Below are 18,185 nucleotides of genomic sequence, written 5' to 3' on the forward strand. Positions count from 1 at the left end.
TATGGCTAGAGTGAATCCCTCCCATCTGATGAGTCGAGACGGCCCGTGGAATTTCGCCAACTCAGCTATTTCATTGCGGTTGTGGAGACCGGCTCCATCTCCGCGGCTAGCCGTCGAGTGCATGTCGCCCAGCCGGCGCTCACCCGGCAGGTTCGACTATTGGAGGAGGACCTGGGCACCCGACTGCTGGAGCGTCATGCCCGCGGGGTAAGCCTGACGGTGGCCGGCAAAGCGCTCTACGACGAGGCCGTTCAGTTGCTCGACAGGCGAACGCAGATCAGGACACGGCTCTCGGCGCTGGGCCAAGGGCTGATCGGCAAGGTAAGCCTGGGAGTAACGGTGACCCATCTTTGGGTGCCGGAAGTGGCAGCGCTGCTGAGGCACTATCGTGACCGCTATGCCAAGGTTGCCTTCGAGGTCTTCCCGCTGCTGTCGGGCCCCCAGCTGGAGCGGCTGAGAGAAGGCAGCCTGGATGCCGGCATCCTCTACCTGGACAGTGCTGAACAGCCCGGCCTTCAAACCCGGCTGCTGCAGCACGACCACCTGATGCTCGCCGTGCCTGAGGCTTCACGGTGGGCTACAAGGCCGCTGAACCGCCTGAGAGAGCTGAATGACGCCGACTTCGTGTGGGGCTTTCGCAGCGTCTCACCGGTCTACTATGACCGTGTGATGGCCCACTTCGATCGTCTAAAATTCGAGCCGCGGGTAGTGCAGTATGGCGCCGACAACATCACCATTCTCAGCATGGTGGCGGCGGGGCTCGGTATCGCTATCGTCCCTTCGGCCAGCAGCGCTCATCCCATGCCAGGCGTGTGCTTTTTGCATCTGGATGAACTCACCGCCTGCGATATGCCGCTGTGGATGGCCTGGCGGTCGACCAACGACTCGCCGGCACTTCACAACCTGATTGGCCTGGTCGACGAAGTATTTAGGTAAGAAGCACTTCTTCGCCCGGCCAGGCGGGCGAGGCTGTCTCGCCTGGCCCATTGACGAGAAGGACGATGCCATGCGCCTGCGGTTCTTGTTACGCCTGTTAGTGTTGATTTCGATCATGTTGCCCCTGGCACTGCTGGCCGGTTGTGAGGAGACGCCGACCGGACGTTCCCAGCTGGCGTTGGTGCCGGAAACCTTGATGACCCAGATGGGTGGAGACGCCTTCGACCAGTTGCGCCAGCGCCAGCCGGTGTCACGCGACACGGCCGTCAACCGCCGGGTGCAGTGCGTGGCCCAGGCGGTGGTGACCGCCGCCGAGGCGCGCTACCCGGCCGCCGACCTGCCCGAGGCCTGGGAGGTCGTGGTCTTCGAGGATTCCTCGCCCAACGCCTTCGCCCTGCCAGGGGGGCGCATCGGCGTGCATGCCGGCCTGCTTCAGGTGGCCGAGACCCCGGCCCAGCTGGCGGCGGTGATCGGACATGAGGTGGGTCATGTGCTCGCCGACCATGGCAACGAGCGCCTCACCCAGGAGCTCGGCATCAAGGCGGTGCTGCTGCTGGTAGGGCTGTTCGGCGAGGAGCAGCTGGGAGGGCAGCAGATGATGCAGGCGCTGGGCCTCGGCGCCCAGCTCGGCATCACCTTGCCGTTCAGTCGTGCCCACGAGGAGGAGGCCGACCTGATGGGCCTGGCGATCATGGCGCGCGCGGGCTTCGACCCGCAACAGAGCGTGGCGCTGTGGCGCAACATGGCCGCCGCCGGCGATGGCCAGCCCCCCGAGTTCCTGTCTACCCATCCGGCCCACGGATCGCGCATCGAGGCACTTCAAGAAGCCATGGAGGAGGCCGAAGCGACCTATCGCGCCACCACCCCGGCCGACTGTGCCGGGTAGTCGTGTCGGGCCTGCCCCAACCGCCAGGCCAGCACGATACCCATGAGTGAGCAGCCTGCGGTAACGCTCCAGGTCCAGTGCCATCCCCCCACCTGGGAAGCCAGCCAGGCTACCAGGGGTGGGCCAGCGAACTGCCCCAGGGCCGACCACTGCTGCATCCAACCGATAGTGGTCGAGACGGTGCGCTCGCTGGGGGCCAGCTTCACGGCCAGCATGAACAGCGCACCGGGGATGACACCGCCGACGGCAGAGAACATCAGGATAGCGGCAAAGCGCAGCATGGGCGCCTGAGCCGTCAACTCGCCGAAGGCCAGGAAGGTGCCCAGGGCGGTGAAGGTAAAGCCGAGGTAAAGCAGGTGCGCAGGGGCGACGCCGCGGTGCATCAGTTGCCCCGACCCCAGGTTGCCGACGATATTGATGGCGGCCACCAGGGTGGTCAGCGAACCGGCCAGCAGCCCGCCGAGGCCCGCCTGCTGGTAGATGGTGGGCAGAAAGCCAATCACCGCGAGCCACTGGCTCGAGTACATCGCGAAGCAGACCGCGACCAGCCAGGGACCCGGCGTGCCCAGGGTGAGCGCCAGTCGTTGACGCCAGCCCTCTTCGGCTCCGGCAGACAGGGTGAGCGCTCCGTGGCGACGGTGGTCGGCCGGGACCCGGTGACCTAGCCAGGCCAGCATGATCGCCGTCCATCCGGCCAGCACCCACCACCAGCCCTGCCAGCCCAGCCAGTCGATCATCCAGGGGCCGAGCAACAGGGCGCTGCCGATGCCCAGTCCCATATAGCAGCTCCACAGGGCCAGCGCCCTGTTCAAGCGCTCGATGGGCACCAACTGACGGAGCAGGGCAGGAGCCGGCAACACCACCAACAGGAAGCCCAGGCCTTCCAGCCCTCGGCAGGCGAGCAGGAAGGCGGGCGTCTGGGCCAGGCCGCCCAGAGCACTGGCTGCCAGCAAGATGCCCAGGCCGAAGGTCATGCTGCGCTTGAGCCCTAACGAATCCGCCGACAGGCCGACCAGCAGTCCCAGCGACATACCGGCAAGCTGGACCAGCGAGACCAGAAAGCCGGCCTGAAGCAGGGTGATGTCGAGGGCCTCCCTGAGAATCGGCAGGGCCGGGGGCAGCTTGCCCACGTGCAGGGCGGCAGTGATACCCGACAGGACCACCACGAGACCGGGTGGTACGAAAAGAAACTTCATGTACAGGCTCCAGGGACAGGAGGCGTGGGTCGTTCTTTAGGAGACTAAGAGAGTGCCCGGTGGGTGGCCATGCCTGCTTTAGTCGAGGGTTGGGGCGAGTCGAGGCGGGGCGCGTCAGCCCATCCGACCCATCCTTGCTCTTTGTCGCCTCAATGATGGTGTCACTCGGCGAACATCTCGAACAGCAGGCCGCGCAGCCAGCGGTTGCCGGTATCCTGGTGGAAGCGGCGGTGCCAGAAGAGGTTGATGGGGATCTCGGGGAAGGTCAGTGGGTGCTCGCGCATCGTCAGCGCGAAGCGCTCGCGGGTCACCTCGGCCAGCTTGTCGGTGACCGTCACCACCAGATCGGTGCGGCTGATGATATAGGGCACGGCCGCGAAGTGGGGCAGCTCGAGGCGAACCGGACGGGTGATCCCGGCCTTGGCCAGCGACTCTTCCACGATGCCGTGGCCGGTGCCGCGGGCCACCACCACGGCGTGGCGGGCGGCGACGAAGTCGTCCAGATTGAAGTCACCTGCCGCCAGCGGGTGGTCGCGGCGCATCAGGCAGACATAGCGCTGCACGAAAAGCCCCTGCTGGTAGAAGCCGGCACCGAGCTGGGGGATCAGGCCGATCGCCAGGTCGACCCGGCCATCTTCCATGTCCCGCTTCAGGTCGTCGTGCTGGCTGCGCACGGTACTCAGCCGAATACCGGGTGCCTCCTCGGCCAGGCGTTGCAGCAGGCGGGGCAGGAAGACAATCTCGCCGATGTCGGTCATGGCGATGTGGAAGGTGCGCTCGCTGATGGCGGGGTCGAAGTCGTCCGGCCGGTTGAGGGCTTCCTGCAGGCGGGCCAGGGACTGGGCCACCGGCGGATGCAGGCGGCTGGCCAACGGGGTTGGCAGCAAGCCTTGAGAGGTGCGCTCGAAGAGCTCGTCGCCCAGCAGCTTGCGCAACCGTTTCAGTGCGTGGCTGACCGCTGGCTGGGTAAGGCCAAGGCGTAGCGCCACGCGCTGGGTGTTCTGTTCCTGGTAGAGCAGGTCGAAGACCACCAGCAGATTAATGTCGATGTCCGAGAGCCGGATCATTGCGGTTCGCCTCGTGCACGAGATGCCGTTCTGGGTAGCTTGTCGATATACGACATTAGTCGATGTTTGGAGGTGCTGCGGCGTGCAAGTGGCTGGTTCATCTTGTTATTAGCATCACTTATCGGATGAATTCAGGGAGCTGTGTGGCCCTTGCCTGGCCCAAGGCATAGCGTAAGGCAAATCCTTACGACATCCCTGGCTGGAGACACACATGGTATCGAACAACCACGACAAGCGCCTTTCCATCGGCATCGTCGGCGGCGGCATAGGTGGCGTTGCCTTCGCCGTGGCCCTCTCGCGGGACGCGGGCCTCGATGTCCACCTCTTCGAGGCCGCTGAGCGCTTCTCGGAAATCGGCGCCGGCGTCTCCTTCGGCCCCAATGCCGTGCGTGCGATCACACTGCTCGGTCTCGAGAAGCCCTACCGCGATATCGCCGATGCCTCCCCCGCCCCCTTCGAGGATGTCTGGTTTGAATGGCGGCGCTGGCATGACGACGCCTATCTGACCGCCACCCTGGCCCCGGGCTGTGGCCAGTCCTCTGTCCACCGGGCCGATTTCCTGGAGGCTATTGTCGAGCAGCTGCCCGAGGGGATCGCCCGCTTCGGCAAGCGCTGTGTCGAGGTCGAGCAGGACAGCGACGGCGTCACCGCACATTTCGCGGACGGCAGCACCTTTACCGGCGACATCCTGATCGGCTACGACGGCATCAAGTCGGCGGCACGCGATCATGTGCTGCCGCCGGCGCAGTATGGTGACCTTGGCCCCTTCTGGAGCGGTACCTATGCCTATCGCGGCATGATTCCCACCCAGCAGCTTGAGGCCGCCATGGAGGCCAAGGGCGCCGATAAGCGTCTGGCATTGGTGCCGCAGATGTACCTTGGGCCTGACCGCCACATCCTGACCTTTCCGGTGAAGCAGTCGCAGCTGGTCAATGTGGTGGCCTTCATCACCGACCGCTCCACCCCGAATCCCAAGCTGCCCGAGGGCGAGGAGTGGGTCAGCTCCGTGACCCAGGAGGAGCTGCTGGGCGTCTTCGCGGGCTGGGGAGCCGGTTCGCAGGCCATTCTCGACTGTATCCCCGAGCCCACCCGCTGGGCCCTGCACGAGCTTCCCGAACTGCCCCGCTATCATCGCGGACGGGTGCTGCTTGTCGGCGATGCCGCCCATGCCATGGTGCCTCACCAAGGGGCGGGCGCCGGCCAGGCGCTGGAAGATGCCTATGTGCTGGCCAGCTTGCTGACCGACGAGGCCTGCAACCGGCATAACGCCGAGAAGACGCTGGCGGCCTTCGAGGCGGTCCGCCACGCGCGCACCTGCAAGGTCCAGCGCACCTCCCATGAAGCAGGGGATGTGTATGAGTTCGCCGGAACCGGCATTGGCGACGATGAAACCAAGCTGATCGAGAACCTGGAAACTCGCTACGACTGGCTGTGGAACCACAATCTGCAGGACGACGTGCTAGCCGCCAAAAAGCGGTTGGGCCGGGAGCAGGATGGGGGCTCACGGATGGCAGAAGCACGCGGGACCTGAGCGGTCCGTGATGTGCTACCCCGCCTGGCGGATTGGCACGCGGCTCAGGTGGTTGTTCTCGTCGGCGATGCGTGTCAGCAGCCGGCAGAGGGTCTCCCGCTCGTCCTCGCTCAAGGGGGCGAGGATTTCCTCCTGCACCTCGTCCACGGTCGGCTCGGCGTCGTGGCGAAGCCGTTCGCCCTCCTCGGTCAGGGTGACCAACATGGAGCGGCGATCCTCAGGGTTGCGCCGTCGGGTCACCAGGCCGCGCTCCTCCAGCTTGCGAACCACCACGGCCACGGTGTTGCGATCCAGCGCCGTATGGCCGCCCAGGGTGATCTGGTCGATCGGCCCTTTCTCCTCGAGCGCGCAGAGGAGGATGTACTGCAGTTGGGTCAGGTGGTAGGCCTCGCACTTGCGCAGGAAGATCGCGACGCTGATCTGGTGGCAGCGCCGCAGCAGGTTACCGGGCAGCACATTGGCCTGAGTAAGCGGAATTCGGGTCATCGTCTCGTCATCTCAAGGGGGGCGGGTGGCTGGCCGGGCAGGCCGGTCGGCCCGGCATGGTGGACTAACTTATCAGAGTGCCCGGACATCCGCTGGCGATACCGGGCCCGGGCGGGCTAGCGAAAACGGCCAAGGTGTCGGGCCTTGGCGGAAAGTCGTATTGCCCGCCGGCAAATTAGTCACAATACTGACGAATTAAGTCGTGGCCAATTACCACACCAAGTGAAACCGGCACCATGGGTTTCCTGTTCACTTTTTTCGTACCAACAACGAATACCCGTAGCGCACGGGATGGAGCGAGTAGATGCAGTACTTCCTCGACGGTTACCGCAGTGGCGACCCGCGGATTCAGCCTGTTGCCGAAGGGCGCAGCGACGAGCAGGGTCTGCTGCCGGAAGAGGTGGACGTGCTGATCGTCGGTACCGGGCCGGCCGGGTTGCTGCTGGCCGCCCAGTTATCGACCTTCCCCGAGATCGTCACCCGCGTCGTGGAGAAGGCCGATGGGCCACTCGAAGTGGGACGTGCCGACGGTGTGGCCTGTCGCACGGTCGAGATGTTCGAGGCCTTCGGCCTGGCCGAGCGGATGACCTCCGAGGCCTACTGGATCAACGAGACCCACTTCTGGGGGCCGGACCCCTATGACAAGGCACGGATCGCCCGGCTCGGCCGTGTGCAGGACGTTCGCGACGGGCTGTCTGAGTTCCCGCACGTGATCGTCAACCAGGCCCGACTGCTCGACTTTCTGCTGGAGTACATGCACAACTCCTCCAGCCGCCTGCAGGTCGACTACCGCCACGAGACGCTCAAGGTGGAGGTGCCCGAGAACCCTGACGAGCGCGTCACGGTGACCCTCAACACCCCAGAGGGCGAGAAGAGCGTCCGAGCGAAGTACGTTGTCGGCTGCGACGGTGCGCACAGCGTCGTGCGCGAGTCCATCGGTCGAAAACCACAAGGCCACGGTGAAGACAAGGCGTGGGGCGTGATGGACGTCCTGGCAGTGACCGATTTCCCGGATATCCGCTTCAAGTGCACGATCCAATCCGCCGACGCGGGCAACATCCTGCTGATTCCTCGCGAGGGCGGCTACATGGTGCGGATGTACGTCGACATGGGAAATATCGCCCCGGATGCCTGGCTGACCAAGGAAGAGGTGCTGGAGAAGGCTCAGGCAGTATTGGCGCCGTACACCTTCGAGGTGAAGGAGACCGCCTGGTTCTCCGTTTACCGTGTTGGTCACCGGGTCACCGATAAGTTCGACGATGTCGACGACGATCAGGTGGAGAGCCGCACGCCTCGTGTCTTTATCGCCGGTGATGCCTGCCACACCCACACCGCCAAGGCTGGGCAGGGGATGAACGTGTCGATGCAGGACACCTTCAACCTTGGTTGGAAGCTGATCTCGGTGCTTCAGGAGCGTAGCCCGGCCAGCCTGCTGCACACCTACAACGCTGAGCGTCATGTCATCGCGAAAAACCTGATCGAAATGGATACCCGCTGGTCGAGGGCGATCGGCGCCGCGCAGGCCTCCGACGACCCGCAGGCAGCGATGACCGGCCTGGCCGAGGTGCAACGGCAATTCGTCACCAACAGCGAGTTCACCGCGGGGTTCGCCACCCACTACGCGCCGGACCTGCTCACTGGTGACGACAGCCACCTGGGGCTGGCCACCGGCTTCCCGCCCGGGCGCCGCTTCCACTCGGCCGAGGTGATCCGACTCGGCGATGCCAAGCAGGTCCACCTCGGGCACGTGCATCGCGCCGACGGCCGCTGGCGGCTCTACGCCTTCGCCGACATGGTCGACCCGAGAAGTCCGGGATCGCGGTTCAACGCGCTGATGGATTTCCTTGCCAGCGAGGCGTCGCCGATTCGCCGCTTCACCCCGCAAGGGGCCGACCCGGATGCGGTCTTCGATGTCCACGGCATCATCCAACAGTCTCACCTCGAGGTGGACTGGGCCGACATGCACGACCTCCTCAAGCCGCACAAGGGGGCCCTCGGACTGCAGGACTACCAGAAGGCCCACGCGCCCGTGCTGGGCACCGACCAGGACATCTTCGACCTGCGGGGCATCGACCGTGGCGCCGGCGCGCTGGTGGTGGTACGACCGGACCAGTACGTCTCGCTCGTGCTCCCGCTGGATGGGTTCGAGGAACTCAACGAGTTCTTCTCCCGCTTCATGGTGGAGCCTGACTGAAAGCGTTGACTCGCACGTCGCCAGGAATCATAAGGGGTGGACCGGCATCGTCGTGCGCTGGTCCATCCCGGTCGATCTTCGGCAATACGCTGCCGGCGCGCGTGGCGGACGAGGCGGTAGCACTTGGCGTTAACTTACCGTACGGTTGACCTCGGTTGTCATGGCGGGGAAGGGGGCCATGACCGGCCGACTGACGCTGACCAGTTCCAGGAAACACTCTTCGACGGTCCGCCCGGTCGTCTCGAGTATGTGGTCGGCCTGGCGATAGTCAGCGTCGCGCTCCGTCAGGATGCGGGTCAGGTCTTCCTTGGCAATCTTGAGGTTGTTGCCTTCCAGTGGGCGCATGTCTCCTTCCGCCATCAGCCGTCGCATCAACTCGTCGGGCGATGCCTTCAGCCAGACCGTGTAGAAGCTGCTGAGCAGTTTTTGGAAAGTTTCGGGCTCGGTAACCAATCCACCACCGACCTCGAGTACCGACAGGGGATGCTGTTCGTTCACGTGCTCCAGCGCCTGCCGCTCCAGACGCCGGTAGGTGCGTTGACCACCAAGCTCTAGGACTTCGCCTACCTTCATGCCTCCCTGTGCTTCGATGACCTGACTGAGGCGGATGAAGGGGAGGCTGAGCTCCGAGGCCAGCAATTCCCCGAGGGTCGTCTTGCCGCCAAATCGGATGCCGATCAGGGCGATACCGGACTGGCAAGTACGAGGTGGGGCGAAGTGCCGAGCAAGCAGTTGGTAGGCCTCCTCGAGTTGGGAAGAGGACAGACGGTGCAGCAAGTCGCTGAGCGAGTTGGGAAGCGCCTGCTGGCCCAAGGCAGGCAGCAGCCCATGCAGCGGCACGACCATCGCCTGAGCCAGCCGCTGCAGCAATTCGATAGAGATGTTGGCCTTACCAGTCTCGATCTGAGCCAGGTAGCGCTCGGATATACCGGATTGTGCAGACAAGTTTTTTCGTGCAATGCCACGACGAGCTCGGTAGGCACGCACGCGTTCGCCGATGGATTTGGCAAGGCTTGGTTGCGACTTGGCCTCTTCCACGTCACTAGCGCTTTTTTCTTCTGGTTTCATGAGGGTTCTCGGTGTGCTTGTAGCAGAAGATGCTTGCCAAGGGTCCAGGCGGACTCAATGAATCTACCAGCCCCCTTACAGGTCATGATGCTGGCATTATAATGCATGATAACCGGTGAGCAATACTGCTCCCGCCCTCTGCTTCTAGTTGACTCCCCCGTCTGACCTGCCGTATCGGCGTGCGTGACCATCGGACCGCCTCTCCGACGCCCTGTTGACTGGTGATGTCGCCGCTCGGCCCCCTTCCTACTCGGGCGAGGGAGGGTTGGCTTATTCCAGTTGTCTACCTGGCATTAAGACTAAGGTCGGGTTTCGTGAGCACCTGCAAATGGAACTATAATGCACGCCGCTGCACTGAAGTGCCGTACCTTTCGTGTGGTGGGTGCCATCTTAGCGCCCTCTGATCGTCGGTCGAGCGTTTCAGCTATGGCCTCGAGGCCGGCTGGCCCTCCCGTGTGACCCTGGATGGGCGCGAGGGAGATGCCGTGTGCCTTCAAGCTCTGGTGATGTACAGCTTATGGATCGTGAAGTGGCAGCAGTCGACACGCTGAGGTGGCCTATGCTGAAGAGGGGGTTTATTACTCCACGACAGTGTAGTCCCTGCTGTCGTCCCTCATGACCGGAATGAGTCGCCTGCTGGTAGCCAAAGACTGCCTGGCGATTAGTTACCAACAATGCTAACGAAGTGAGAAACTTTATGACCCTCAAGACAATAGTCAAGAGCTTGGCGATTTTTGCCGTCGCGGGTGGAGTTGCTATTCAGTCAGCCCAAGCGAAAGACTTGCGGTTGGCACCTGGCGTCCCCCCGGCCCACCCGGCCCACACTCCCCTGTATACTGAATTCGTGCCGGCTCTGGCCGAAGAGTCTGATGGCCGCCTGGGTGGGCAGATCATGGGGACGGAGATTGCCTCGCTGGGCAATATGCGCACGGCGCTGCGTAGTGGCCTGGTGGAAGCCGGTCTACTACTGCCGGCCTACTTCCCTGCCGACCTGCCCAATTTCAACCTGATCGGCGATATGGCGCTTCTCGGCACGAACTCCTATGCCATGAATGGCGCAGTCACCGAGTACATCGCTACCTGTGACGCCTGTCAGGCTGAGCTCAAGCAGATGGGTATCGTCTATACCAGTACCCATACGACCGATGTCTACCACCTGCTGACCAACAAGCCGGTGACTACCGTTGAAGACCTACAAGGCATGCGTCTTCGCGTCGGCGGGTCGCAGTACTCCCGCTGGCTGGAAGCGATGGGCGGTACGCCGACCAGCACCCCAGTAGGGGAGACTTTCGAGTCGCTGTCCCAGGGTGTGATCGATGGTTCGATTGCCTCCTCGGCGGATATCATCTCTTTCCGACTGGAAGATGCTATCGATTACCTGACGTATATCGGCCTGGGCACCTTCCATAGCACCATCTCACACGCCACCGGTCAGCCAGCGTGGAATTCTCTTTCTGCTGAAGATCGTGAGGCAGTGGCACGCGCCTCCACCCGAGCGAGTGCGCTGGCGACCCAGCGCTGGGCCTACGAGATGCCTGCCGAAGCCGACCAGGTGGCGCGTGACAGTGGCATCGAGATTCTCGAGGCCGATGAGTCGCTGCACGAGGCGACCCGCAACTTCGCCGAGAAAGACCTGGTCTATGCCGCCGAGCAGGCCGAGAGCCGCTACGGCGTCAGCGACGCTGCCGCCAAACTCGAACGCTTCCAGGAACTGGTCGAGAAGTGGAACGGCATCATCGAGGAGATTGGCGAAGACCCCGAGGCCGTTGCCGAGGCCATTAACCGCGAGGTGTGGAACGAGGTGGACTTCACTAACTACGGCACCTGAACTTGCTGCTTCTCAGGGTCGCCTCGGCGGCCCTGGGCCTCTTCCTCGAGACAGGAGGTTATCTCATGGCCTGGTTATATCGCCTGGTGAATAAAGTCTCCATGGGGCTGGGATTGCTGGGAACCATCGCGATCCTGCTGATGGTGATTCACGTGACGCTGGACGTCATCCTGCGCTCCACCTTGTCGGTATCGGTCCCGGCTACCCTGGAGATGGTCACCCGTTACTACCTGATCACCCTGGCCTTGCTCCCCCTGGCCTGGGTGGAGTGGCGCAAGAACATGATTGCCGTGGAAGCCTTGGAAAGCCTGATGAGCCCGATGTTGATCCGGATGTCGGATGTGTTGGTGTCACTGCTGTCGGCAGGGGTCTATATCGTGTTGATGGTCGCCACCTGGGGAAAGGCCATGGAGCAGTTTCAGATCGGCTCCTACGTCATGTCATTGAACTTCCCCATGCCGGTCTGGCCCACCTACTTCGTTCTGCCGCTGGCATTCTGCCTGGCCGCCATCGTCTGCCTCATACGCATTCCGCTGCTGGCCAGCGGCACGGCCTATCCCGCCGACACGCAAGAAGGGTAATTCCATGTCTGTTGAAATTGGTTTCTACGGGCTCGCGGCACTCCTGGCCTTGCTGGCGTTACGCGTTCCCGTGGCGCTGTCGCTGATCATCGTCTCGCTGGTTGGCATCACCGTGATGTTCGGCTGGAACACCGCCATCGGCATGCTGTCGTCGACGCCCTATGAATTCATCGCCAAGTGGACGCTGAGTGCGGTGCCGATGTTCCTGTTGATGGGCTTCGTGTGTTTCCACACCGGGCTCACCAATGGCCTGTTCAATGCGGCCAAGGTGGTCTTTCGCTGGCTGCCGGGCGGGGTGGCAATCTCGAGCATCGTTGCCAGTTCCGGCTTCGCCGCGGTCAGTGGCTCGAGCGTGGCCTGTGCCGCCGCCATGGGACGCATCGCCATTCCCGAAATGGTCAATGGCGGTTACAAGCCCAGCTTTGCCTGCGGCACCATTGCCGCCGGTGGCACCATCGGGGCGCTGATCCCGCCGAGCATCCTGATGATCGTCTATGGGGTCTTTGCCCAGGTGTCGATCACTCAGGTCTTTCTGGGAGGTATTACCATCGGGCTGCTGACCGCGGTCAGCTACAGCGTTGTCATTCTGCTGGTCAGTTGGCTACGCCCGGACATCGTGCCGCGCCAGGCGGTCGATACACGCGATATCACCGCCAAACAGGCACTGATCGAGATATGGCCCGTGCTGGTGCTGGGCTTCCTGGTCTTTGGTGGGCTGTTTTCGGGGTTCTTCACGGCGACGGAAGCCGGGGCGGTAGGGGCGGCCGGCGCGATTCTCATCGGCCTGGTCCTGCGCCGGCTGGATGGCAAGGTGATGAAGGCCGCTCTGCTCGAGACCCTCTCGACCACCTCGGCGCTGCTGATCATCGGGGTAGGGGCGAGCATGTTCACCTTGTTTCTCAGCCTGAGCGGCCTGGCGGGCTTTATCACCAGTGCGGTCACCGGCTGGGATCCGAGCTATCTCCAGCTGATGCTGGTCGTGGTAGTGATCTACCTGTTCCTCGGGCTGTTCATGGAACCGTTTGGCGCCATGTTGGTGACCCTACCGGTGCTGCTGCCGGTGTTCGAGCTCTACGATGTCAGCCTCATTTGGTTCGGCGTGCTGCTGGTCAAGCTGCTCGAGATCGGCATGATCACCCCGCCGGTCGGTATGAACATCTTCGTCATCAAGGGGGTGGCAGGGCAGTACGCCTCGTTGGTGGACATCTTCAAGGGCGTCACGACTTTTCTGATTGCGGATATCGTCGTGGTTGCCTTAGTGATCTTCTTTCCGCAGATCGTGTTGATCCTGACCGGAAGTTAATGAATAGGGGGTGATTGTGAGCAAGGTAGTCGATGTTCATACGGCAGTGGGCATGATCAAGCATGACGATACGCTGGTATGGTCCACGGCGGGGCTCAGCGGCTTTGCGGAAGACGTGGCCGCGGCTCTCGAAGCCCGGTTTCTGGAAACGGGAGCGCCCCGCAGCCTGACCGTGGCGCACAGCTGCGGTTGTGGTGACGGCAAGGACAAGGGCATGAGCCATCTGGGCCATGAAGGTCTGATCAAGCGCCTGGTCAGTGGCCATACCGGTATGGCGCCGCGCATGGTGGAGCTCGTCCTCGAGAACAAGATCGAGGCCTATCTGCTGCCGCAGGGCGTGATGGCGCATCTCTGGCGACACATCGCCGGCAAGACGCCAGGCGTGATCAGCAAGGTCGGCCTGGGTACCTTTGTCGATCCCCGGCTGGAGGGCGCTAAGGGCAACACCGCTACCACCGAGGACTTGGTCAAGCTCGTTGAACTGGACGACGAGGAGTGGCTGATGTATCGCACTTTTCCGGTGGATGTGGCGGTCATTCGTGCCACTACCGCCGACGAGCGGGGCAACCTGACCCTCGAGCGGGAGGCGATCTTCCTCGAGCAGCTCTCCATGGCCCAGGCGGCCAGGAACAGCGGTGGCATCGTCATTGCCCAAGTGGAATACCTGGCCCGTCAAGGCACCCTGCACCCACAGAAGGTCAAGATTCCCGGGGACATGGTCGACTACGTGGTAGTAGCCAAGCCGGAAAACCACACCCAGACCATGGCGACTTATTTCAATCCTGCCCTGTCGGGCGATCTCAAGATGCCGCTGGGCGGCATCAAGCCCATGCCCCTGGATGCCCGCAAGGTCATCGCGAGGCGGGCGGCCATGGAGCTGGTGTCGGGGGGGGTGGTCAATCTGGGCATCGGCATGCCCGAGGGCGTGTCCAGCGTGGCAGCCGAGGAGGGGGTCAGCGAACTAATGACCCTGACCACCGAGCTGGGCACCTACGGCGGCGTACCGGCCAGCGGTGGTGACTTCGCCACCGCCTACAATGCCGAAGCGATCATCGATCACGGCTATCAGTTCGACTTCTACGACGGCGGCGGCCTGGATGTGTGCTTCCTGGGGCTGGCCCAGACCGATCATGAAGGCAACCTTAACGTCAGCAAGTTCGGCAAGAAGGTCGTCGGCCCTGGTGGGTTTATCAATATCAGCCAGAATGCGCGCAAGGTGGTGTTCTGCGGTACCTTCACCAATGGCAGCAAGATCGAGATCGTCGACAATCGGGTCAATATCCGCGAGGAAGGCAGCCGTCAGAAATTTGTCAATCGCGTCGACCAGATTACCTTCAGCGGCCGCTATGCCCAGGAAATCGGCAAGCCGGTGCTGTATGTCACCGAACGCTGCGTGTTCGAGCTCATCGATGGCGAGATCACCCTGACGGAAATCGCGCCAGGCATCGATATCCAGCGCGACATTTTCGGAGCAATGGAATTCACTCCCAAGGTCTCACCCGATCTCAAGGAAATGCCCACCGAACTGTTCAAGGAGCAGTGGGGCGGGCTAAGCGACACTCTGCTAAATAGGTAAACCCTGGTAGGTCGCTTGCCTCAGCCCGAGGCGGGCGATACTCGGTCGACACGACAGGAGTCCACAATGTTCAAGAATGCCTTTATCCCCTATGGCGGCTATTACAGCAGTCCCTTCTGCAAGTGGCAGGGCAGTTTCGCCAACACTAATTCGATCGAGCTGGGAGCGGCCACTAGCAAGCGCTGGCTGGCCAGCCGGGATATCGATCCCGCCTTATTTGACTACCTCTATCTTGGTGTATCAGTGGGTCAGAAGGCCATCTTCTATGGGGCGCCCTGGGCAGCATCACTCATCGGGGCAGAAGGAATTCCTGGGCAGAATGTTACCCAGGCCTGTGCCACCTCGACTACTGCAGTTTTCAATGCTGCGTCAGCCGTCGAGACCGGCAGCTTCGAGGCCACCTATTGCCTGCTTTCGGACCGGACGTCCAACGCCCCCCACACCATCTGGCCTAATCCGATGGGCCCGGGGGGCGAGGTGATCGCCGAGAACTGGAACATGGACAACATCGCCGCCGACCCGGCCACCGGCAAGGACATGTTGACCACGGCCGAGAATGTCGCACGCGAGCACGGTTTCACCCGTGAGCAGGCTGATGAGCTGACCCTGCGGCGCTATGAGCAGTATGCCGAGGCTTTGGCCGAAGACCGTGCCTTCCAGAAGCGCTACATGTTCTCGGTCGCGGTGCCGGTTTCTCGTAAGGAAACCAGGCTGGTCGAAGCCGATGAGGGCGTGACGCCGACCACTGCAGAAGGACTGGCAAAGCTGCGTACCGTGCAGCCCGATGGCATTCATACCTTCGGATCCCAGACCCATCCAGCGGACGGCAATGCCGGGATCATCGTTACCACCCGCGAGCGAGCGGCCGAGTTTAGCACCGATCCGGGCCTGGTGGTGCAGGTGCTCTCCTACGGCCATGCGCGCACCAAGCCGGCCCATATGCCGATGGCGCCGGCCTCGGCGGCCCAGCGAGCCCTGGACCAGGCGGGCCTGAGCATAGGCCAGATCACCACGATCAAGAATCACAGCCCTTTCATCGTCAATGATCTGCACCTGGCCAAGGCCATGGGCCTGGATGCCACCCAGTTCAACAACTACGGCACCTCGCTGGTATTTGGCCATCCCCAGGGGCCGACCCTCGGGCGTCTACTGATTGAAGCGATCGAGGAAACTGCTCTCAAGGGCGGTGGCTATGCCCTGGTAACTGGCTGTGCGGCGGGCGACTCCGCAGCAGCGCTGGTCGTCAAGGTGGGGTGATTCAGTAGGGGCACTAAGAGCAGTGGGCAGGTCGGGGTACCTGTCCTTGGCAAGGCAAGGGAACACACGTTCTATTTAGGACGACTCCTATCATGGCTCTTTGGATAGAGCCTTTAACACCAAGAATGTATGGAGAAAAGATGCACTTTAAGAACAAACTCGCATTTGCCGTTGCAGTGGCTTCCATGTCCTCGCAGCTTCATGCTTTTGAGGTCGCAGAAGTCGACGGCACGACTTTCAGCGTCGGTGGCTACGTCAAGGCGGAGGGCATTTTCAATGACCCTGACGGTGGGGATCGTTCCTTTGACGGTACTGCCCGCCAGTCGCGACTCAATTTCGAGGTCGATAGTTATGTTCAAGGTCACGATGTGACGGCCTTCGTGGAGGGGGACTTCTGGGATAATGCCACTGACACAGCCGATAGCAGTTACGCCATGCGTTTGCGTCATGCCTTCATAAAGGTCGATAACCTGACGCTTGGCCAGACTTGGAACGGCCAGTTCTTCGCCAATGCGCCATTTGATGTCGAAATTCTGGATTTCTATGGAACGGGGATCGGTAGCGTCGCCGGCAGTGGGGCCGTCGTCCGACCGGATCTCGTCCTGCACTATACGCCTGGTGGCTTTCGATTCACCTTCCAGGACCCGATTTATAGTGATGCCGACATGCCGGACCTGGTGGCGTCCTACACGCACCGCACCGAGGCCGGTCATGCGTTCAATGTTGCTGCCACCGGACGCGAAGTACAAACGGGTGTCGATGATTCGGAGTTCGGGGCCGCTGTCTCCCTGGCCGGTAAGCTTAACCTTGGCAACACTGCACTTTCCCTGAGTGGCTATACGGGGGAAGGCAATAACGTGTACGCCGGGTGGGGGTATAACGGTGCGGCAGCTCCGGCTCCCGACTCTGCTTTTGAGAGCAGAGGTGAGGTCGATGCGTCAGGTGGGCTGGTCAGCACCACAGGCTTGACCGCGGGTGTCAGCCACCGCTTCACCGAGAGTCTTCGTGGCAACATTCGCTATGGGCAGGTGAAGGCCGATGAGGTCTCGGCAACGGTCGAGGACGATACGCTTCAGTTCACGAATGTTAACCTGATCTATACATATCTGCCTGGCCTGGACTTCGGTATCGAATGGCGAGATCGTAATGCAGGGACAATGCCGCTGCGTCCCGGCGGCCAGCAAGTCGAAATGATGGCCATGTATAAGTTTTGATAGGATGGTTTTTGGGTGATTTATCACCCTTGTTTTGATCGTTTAAAGGCGAGTCACCGACCGGTAAGACGTTCGATGATTCGCCTTTTTTATATGCTGGGGAGTGCATATTAGGCTCATGGTGAGGTGTGAGTTGGAGGTGGAAATCGCACTTCGGAATCGATGTGTCGCCCCTTTAGTCATTGAGGTGAGTTTATGAAGTTATTTGAACGTGTGGCTGTGGTAACTGGCGCGGGACGTGGCCTGGGGGCGGCCATGGCCAGACGTCTGGCCGAGGATGGGGCCCGGGTGGTGATCGTGGATATCAACGGCGAGGATGCCGAGCGCGCGGCTGTGGAACTAGTTCAGGATGGCCATGAGGCCGTGGCGGAAGCCTGTGATGTCACCAGCCGGCAGCAGGTCGCTGAGGTGATGCAGCGCGTCAATGAGCGATTCGGGCGATTGGATATCCTGGTCAACAATGCCGGCATCACCCGGGATGCCTCCTTCTTCAAGATAACCGATGACCAGTGGCGCACGGTGCTTGATGTCAACCTGACCTCGATGTTCATCTGCACCCAGGAAGCCGCGCGCTACATGGTGGAGAAGCAGTCAGGACGCGTCATCTGCATCAGCTCGCTCTCCGGCAACGAAGGTAACTTCGGCCAGGCCAACTACTCGGCCGCGAAGGCAGGGGTGATCGGTTTCGTCAAGAGCTTGAGCAAGGAACTCGCGCGCAAGGGAGTGTTGATCAACGCTGTCTCACCCGGCTTCATCGAGACTGAGATGACCGTTCAGATTCCCGAGAAGGTTCGCGACAAGCTGATCGCGCGGGTCCCCCAGGGGCGTGGCGGTCAGCCGGAGGAGGTGGCCGGGGTGGTGGCCTTCCTGTGCTCCGACGATGCCGCCTACGTGAATGGTCAGACTCTGAACGTCAATGGCGGGATGTATGTATAAGGAACCTTGTGATTTCTGCTATGGCGATCTGAAATTTGTGAACATCTGCCTGGTACCATAGGTTCACAGCGTCGAACACTTCGCGTGCGATTTTTCGGCTTATCCGACGATCCAGCGCGCCGCAGC

General features: G+C 62.0%; 15 protein-coding genes. 11 read left to right on the forward strand and 4 right to left on the reverse strand.

The window, feature by feature from the left end:
- Positions 1–45: 45 nt before the first annotated feature.
- Both BM341_RS13080 and BM341_RS13085 read left to right on the forward strand, forming a co-directional pair.
- Positions 46–936 carry a LysR family transcriptional regulator gene (locus BM341_RS13080; RefSeq protein WP_089796511.1) on the forward strand — a complete coding sequence of 297 codons (891 nt, stop codon included), beginning with the start codon at positions 46–48 and terminating at the stop codon, positions 934–936.
- 70 nt (positions 937–1,006) lie between these two features.
- Positions 1,007–1,822, forward strand: a complete 816-nt coding sequence (locus tag BM341_RS13085; protein ID WP_089796512.1) for a M48 family metallopeptidase — start codon at positions 1,007–1,009, stop codon at positions 1,820–1,822.
- On the opposite strand, the gene BM341_RS13090 is transcribed toward BM341_RS13085, so the two are convergent.
- Both BM341_RS13090 and BM341_RS13095 read right to left on the reverse strand, forming a co-directional pair.
- On the reverse strand, positions 1,786–3,018 hold the full coding sequence (locus tag BM341_RS13090; protein ID WP_089796513.1) for an MFS transporter: 1,233 nt from the start codon (positions 3,016–3,018) through the stop codon (positions 1,786–1,788). The genes BM341_RS13085 and BM341_RS13090 overlap by 37 nt on opposite strands.
- A gap of 161 nt (positions 3,019–3,179) precedes the next feature.
- Positions 3,180–4,085, reverse strand: coding sequence for a LysR substrate-binding domain-containing protein (locus BM341_RS13095; protein WP_089796514.1), 906 nt, complete (start codon positions 4,083–4,085; stop codon positions 3,180–3,182).
- A 211-nt stretch (positions 4,086–4,296) separates the two neighbouring features.
- Between BM341_RS13095 and salA the strand changes: the two genes are divergently transcribed.
- Complete coding sequence (gene salA / locus BM341_RS13100) at positions 4,297–5,616, forward strand: salicylate 1-monooxygenase (protein ID WP_089796515.1); 1,320 nt, start codon at positions 4,297–4,299, stop codon at positions 5,614–5,616.
- A gap of 15 nt (positions 5,617–5,631) precedes the next feature.
- Here salA and BM341_RS13105 read toward each other — a convergent pair whose 3' ends face one another.
- Entirely contained in the window at positions 5,632–6,102 is a 471-nt protein-coding gene (locus BM341_RS13105) for a MarR family winged helix-turn-helix transcriptional regulator (protein WP_089796516.1), read from the reverse strand.
- A 304-nt stretch (positions 6,103–6,406) separates the two neighbouring features.
- Here BM341_RS13105 and BM341_RS13110 point away from each other — a divergent pair, with 304 nt between their 5' ends.
- Positions 6,407–8,296, forward strand: coding sequence for an FAD-dependent monooxygenase (locus tag BM341_RS13110; RefSeq protein ID WP_089796517.1), 1,890 nt, complete (start codon positions 6,407–6,409; stop codon positions 8,294–8,296).
- A gap of 129 nt (positions 8,297–8,425) precedes the next feature.
- Here BM341_RS13110 and BM341_RS13115 read toward each other — a convergent pair whose 3' ends face one another.
- The gene (locus BM341_RS13115) at positions 8,426–9,364 is read right to left on the reverse strand and encodes a helix-turn-helix transcriptional regulator (RefSeq protein WP_089796518.1); all 939 of its coding nucleotides are present in this window, start codon (positions 9,362–9,364) and stop codon (positions 8,426–8,428) included.
- 697 nt (positions 9,365–10,061) lie between these two features.
- On the opposite strand from BM341_RS13115, the gene BM341_RS13120 reads away from it, so the two are divergent.
- From BM341_RS13120 to fabG, 7 genes are all read left to right on the forward strand, one after another.
- Positions 10,062–11,192, forward strand: a complete 1,131-nt coding sequence (locus BM341_RS13120) for a C4-dicarboxylate TRAP transporter substrate-binding protein (protein WP_089796519.1) — start codon at positions 10,062–10,064, stop codon at positions 11,190–11,192.
- Positions 11,193–11,257: 65 nt separating this feature from the next.
- On the forward strand, positions 11,258–11,773 hold the full coding sequence (locus BM341_RS13125; protein ID WP_089796520.1) for a TRAP transporter small permease: 516 nt from the start codon (positions 11,258–11,260) through the stop codon (positions 11,771–11,773).
- 4 nt (positions 11,774–11,777) lie between these two features.
- Positions 11,778–13,076, forward strand: a complete 1,299-nt coding sequence (locus BM341_RS13130) for a TRAP transporter large permease (RefSeq protein WP_089796521.1) — start codon at positions 11,778–11,780, stop codon at positions 13,074–13,076.
- 16 nt (positions 13,077–13,092) lie between these two features.
- Positions 13,093–14,652, forward strand: coding sequence for an acyl CoA:acetate/3-ketoacid CoA transferase (locus BM341_RS13135; protein ID WP_089796558.1), 1,560 nt, complete (start codon positions 13,093–13,095; stop codon positions 14,650–14,652).
- A gap of 66 nt (positions 14,653–14,718) precedes the next feature.
- On the forward strand, positions 14,719–15,909 hold the full coding sequence (locus BM341_RS13140) for a thiolase family protein (protein ID WP_089796522.1): 1,191 nt from the start codon (positions 14,719–14,721) through the stop codon (positions 15,907–15,909).
- 92 nt (positions 15,910–16,001) lie between these two features.
- On the forward strand, positions 16,002–17,123 hold the full coding sequence (locus BM341_RS13145; protein WP_245784271.1) for a hypothetical protein: 1,122 nt from the start codon (positions 16,002–16,004) through the stop codon (positions 17,121–17,123).
- 195 nt (positions 17,124–17,318) lie between these two features.
- Positions 17,319–18,059 (forward strand): 3-oxoacyl-ACP reductase FabG, encoded by a 741-nt coding sequence (gene fabG, locus BM341_RS13150; RefSeq protein ID WP_089796524.1) that lies wholly within the window; start codon positions 17,319–17,321, stop codon positions 18,057–18,059.
- Positions 18,060–18,185 lie beyond the last annotated feature (126 nt).

It is taken from the genome of Halomonas korlensis (genome assembly GCF_900116705.1).
GTDB lineage: Bacteria > Pseudomonadota > Gammaproteobacteria > Pseudomonadales > Halomonadaceae > Halomonas > Halomonas korlensis.

Bases quoted from the DNA above. Each gene is read 5' to 3' on its own strand.
- BM341_RS13120 (WP_089796519.1), top strand. From the start codon at position 10,062: ATGACCCTCAAGACAATAGTCAAGAGCTTGGCGATTTTTGCCGTCGCG.
- BM341_RS13125 (WP_089796520.1), top strand. From the start codon at position 11,258: ATGGCCTGGTTATATCGCCTGGTGAATAAAGTCTCCATGGGGCTGGGA.
- fabG (WP_089796524.1), top strand. From the start codon at position 17,319: ATGAAGTTATTTGAACGTGTGGCTGTGGTAACTGGCGCGGGACGTGGC.
- BM341_RS13095 (WP_089796514.1), bottom strand. From the start codon at position 4,085: ATGATCCGGCTCTCGGACATCGACATTAATCTGCTGGTGGTCTTCGAC.
- BM341_RS13105 (WP_089796516.1), bottom strand. From the start codon at position 6,102: ATGACCCGAATTCCGCTTACTCAGGCCAATGTGCTGCCCGGTAACCTG.
- BM341_RS13140 (WP_089796522.1), top strand. From the start codon at position 14,719: ATGTTCAAGAATGCCTTTATCCCCTATGGCGGCTATTACAGCAGTCCC.
- BM341_RS13145 (WP_245784271.1), top strand. From the start codon at position 16,002: ATGGCTCTTTGGATAGAGCCTTTAACACCAAGAATGTATGGAGAAAAG.
- BM341_RS13130 (WP_089796521.1), top strand. From the start codon at position 11,778: ATGTCTGTTGAAATTGGTTTCTACGGGCTCGCGGCACTCCTGGCCTTG.
- BM341_RS13115 (WP_089796518.1), bottom strand. From the start codon at position 9,364: ATGAAACCAGAAGAAAAAAGCGCTAGTGACGTGGAAGAGGCCAAGTCG.
- BM341_RS13085 (WP_089796512.1), top strand. From the start codon at position 1,007: ATGCGCCTGCGGTTCTTGTTACGCCTGTTAGTGTTGATTTCGATCATG.
- BM341_RS13090 (WP_089796513.1), bottom strand. From the start codon at position 3,018: ATGAAGTTTCTTTTCGTACCACCCGGTCTCGTGGTGGTCCTGTCGGGT.
- salA (WP_089796515.1), top strand. From the start codon at position 4,297: ATGGTATCGAACAACCACGACAAGCGCCTTTCCATCGGCATCGTCGGC.
- BM341_RS13110 (WP_089796517.1), top strand. From the start codon at position 6,407: ATGCAGTACTTCCTCGACGGTTACCGCAGTGGCGACCCGCGGATTCAG.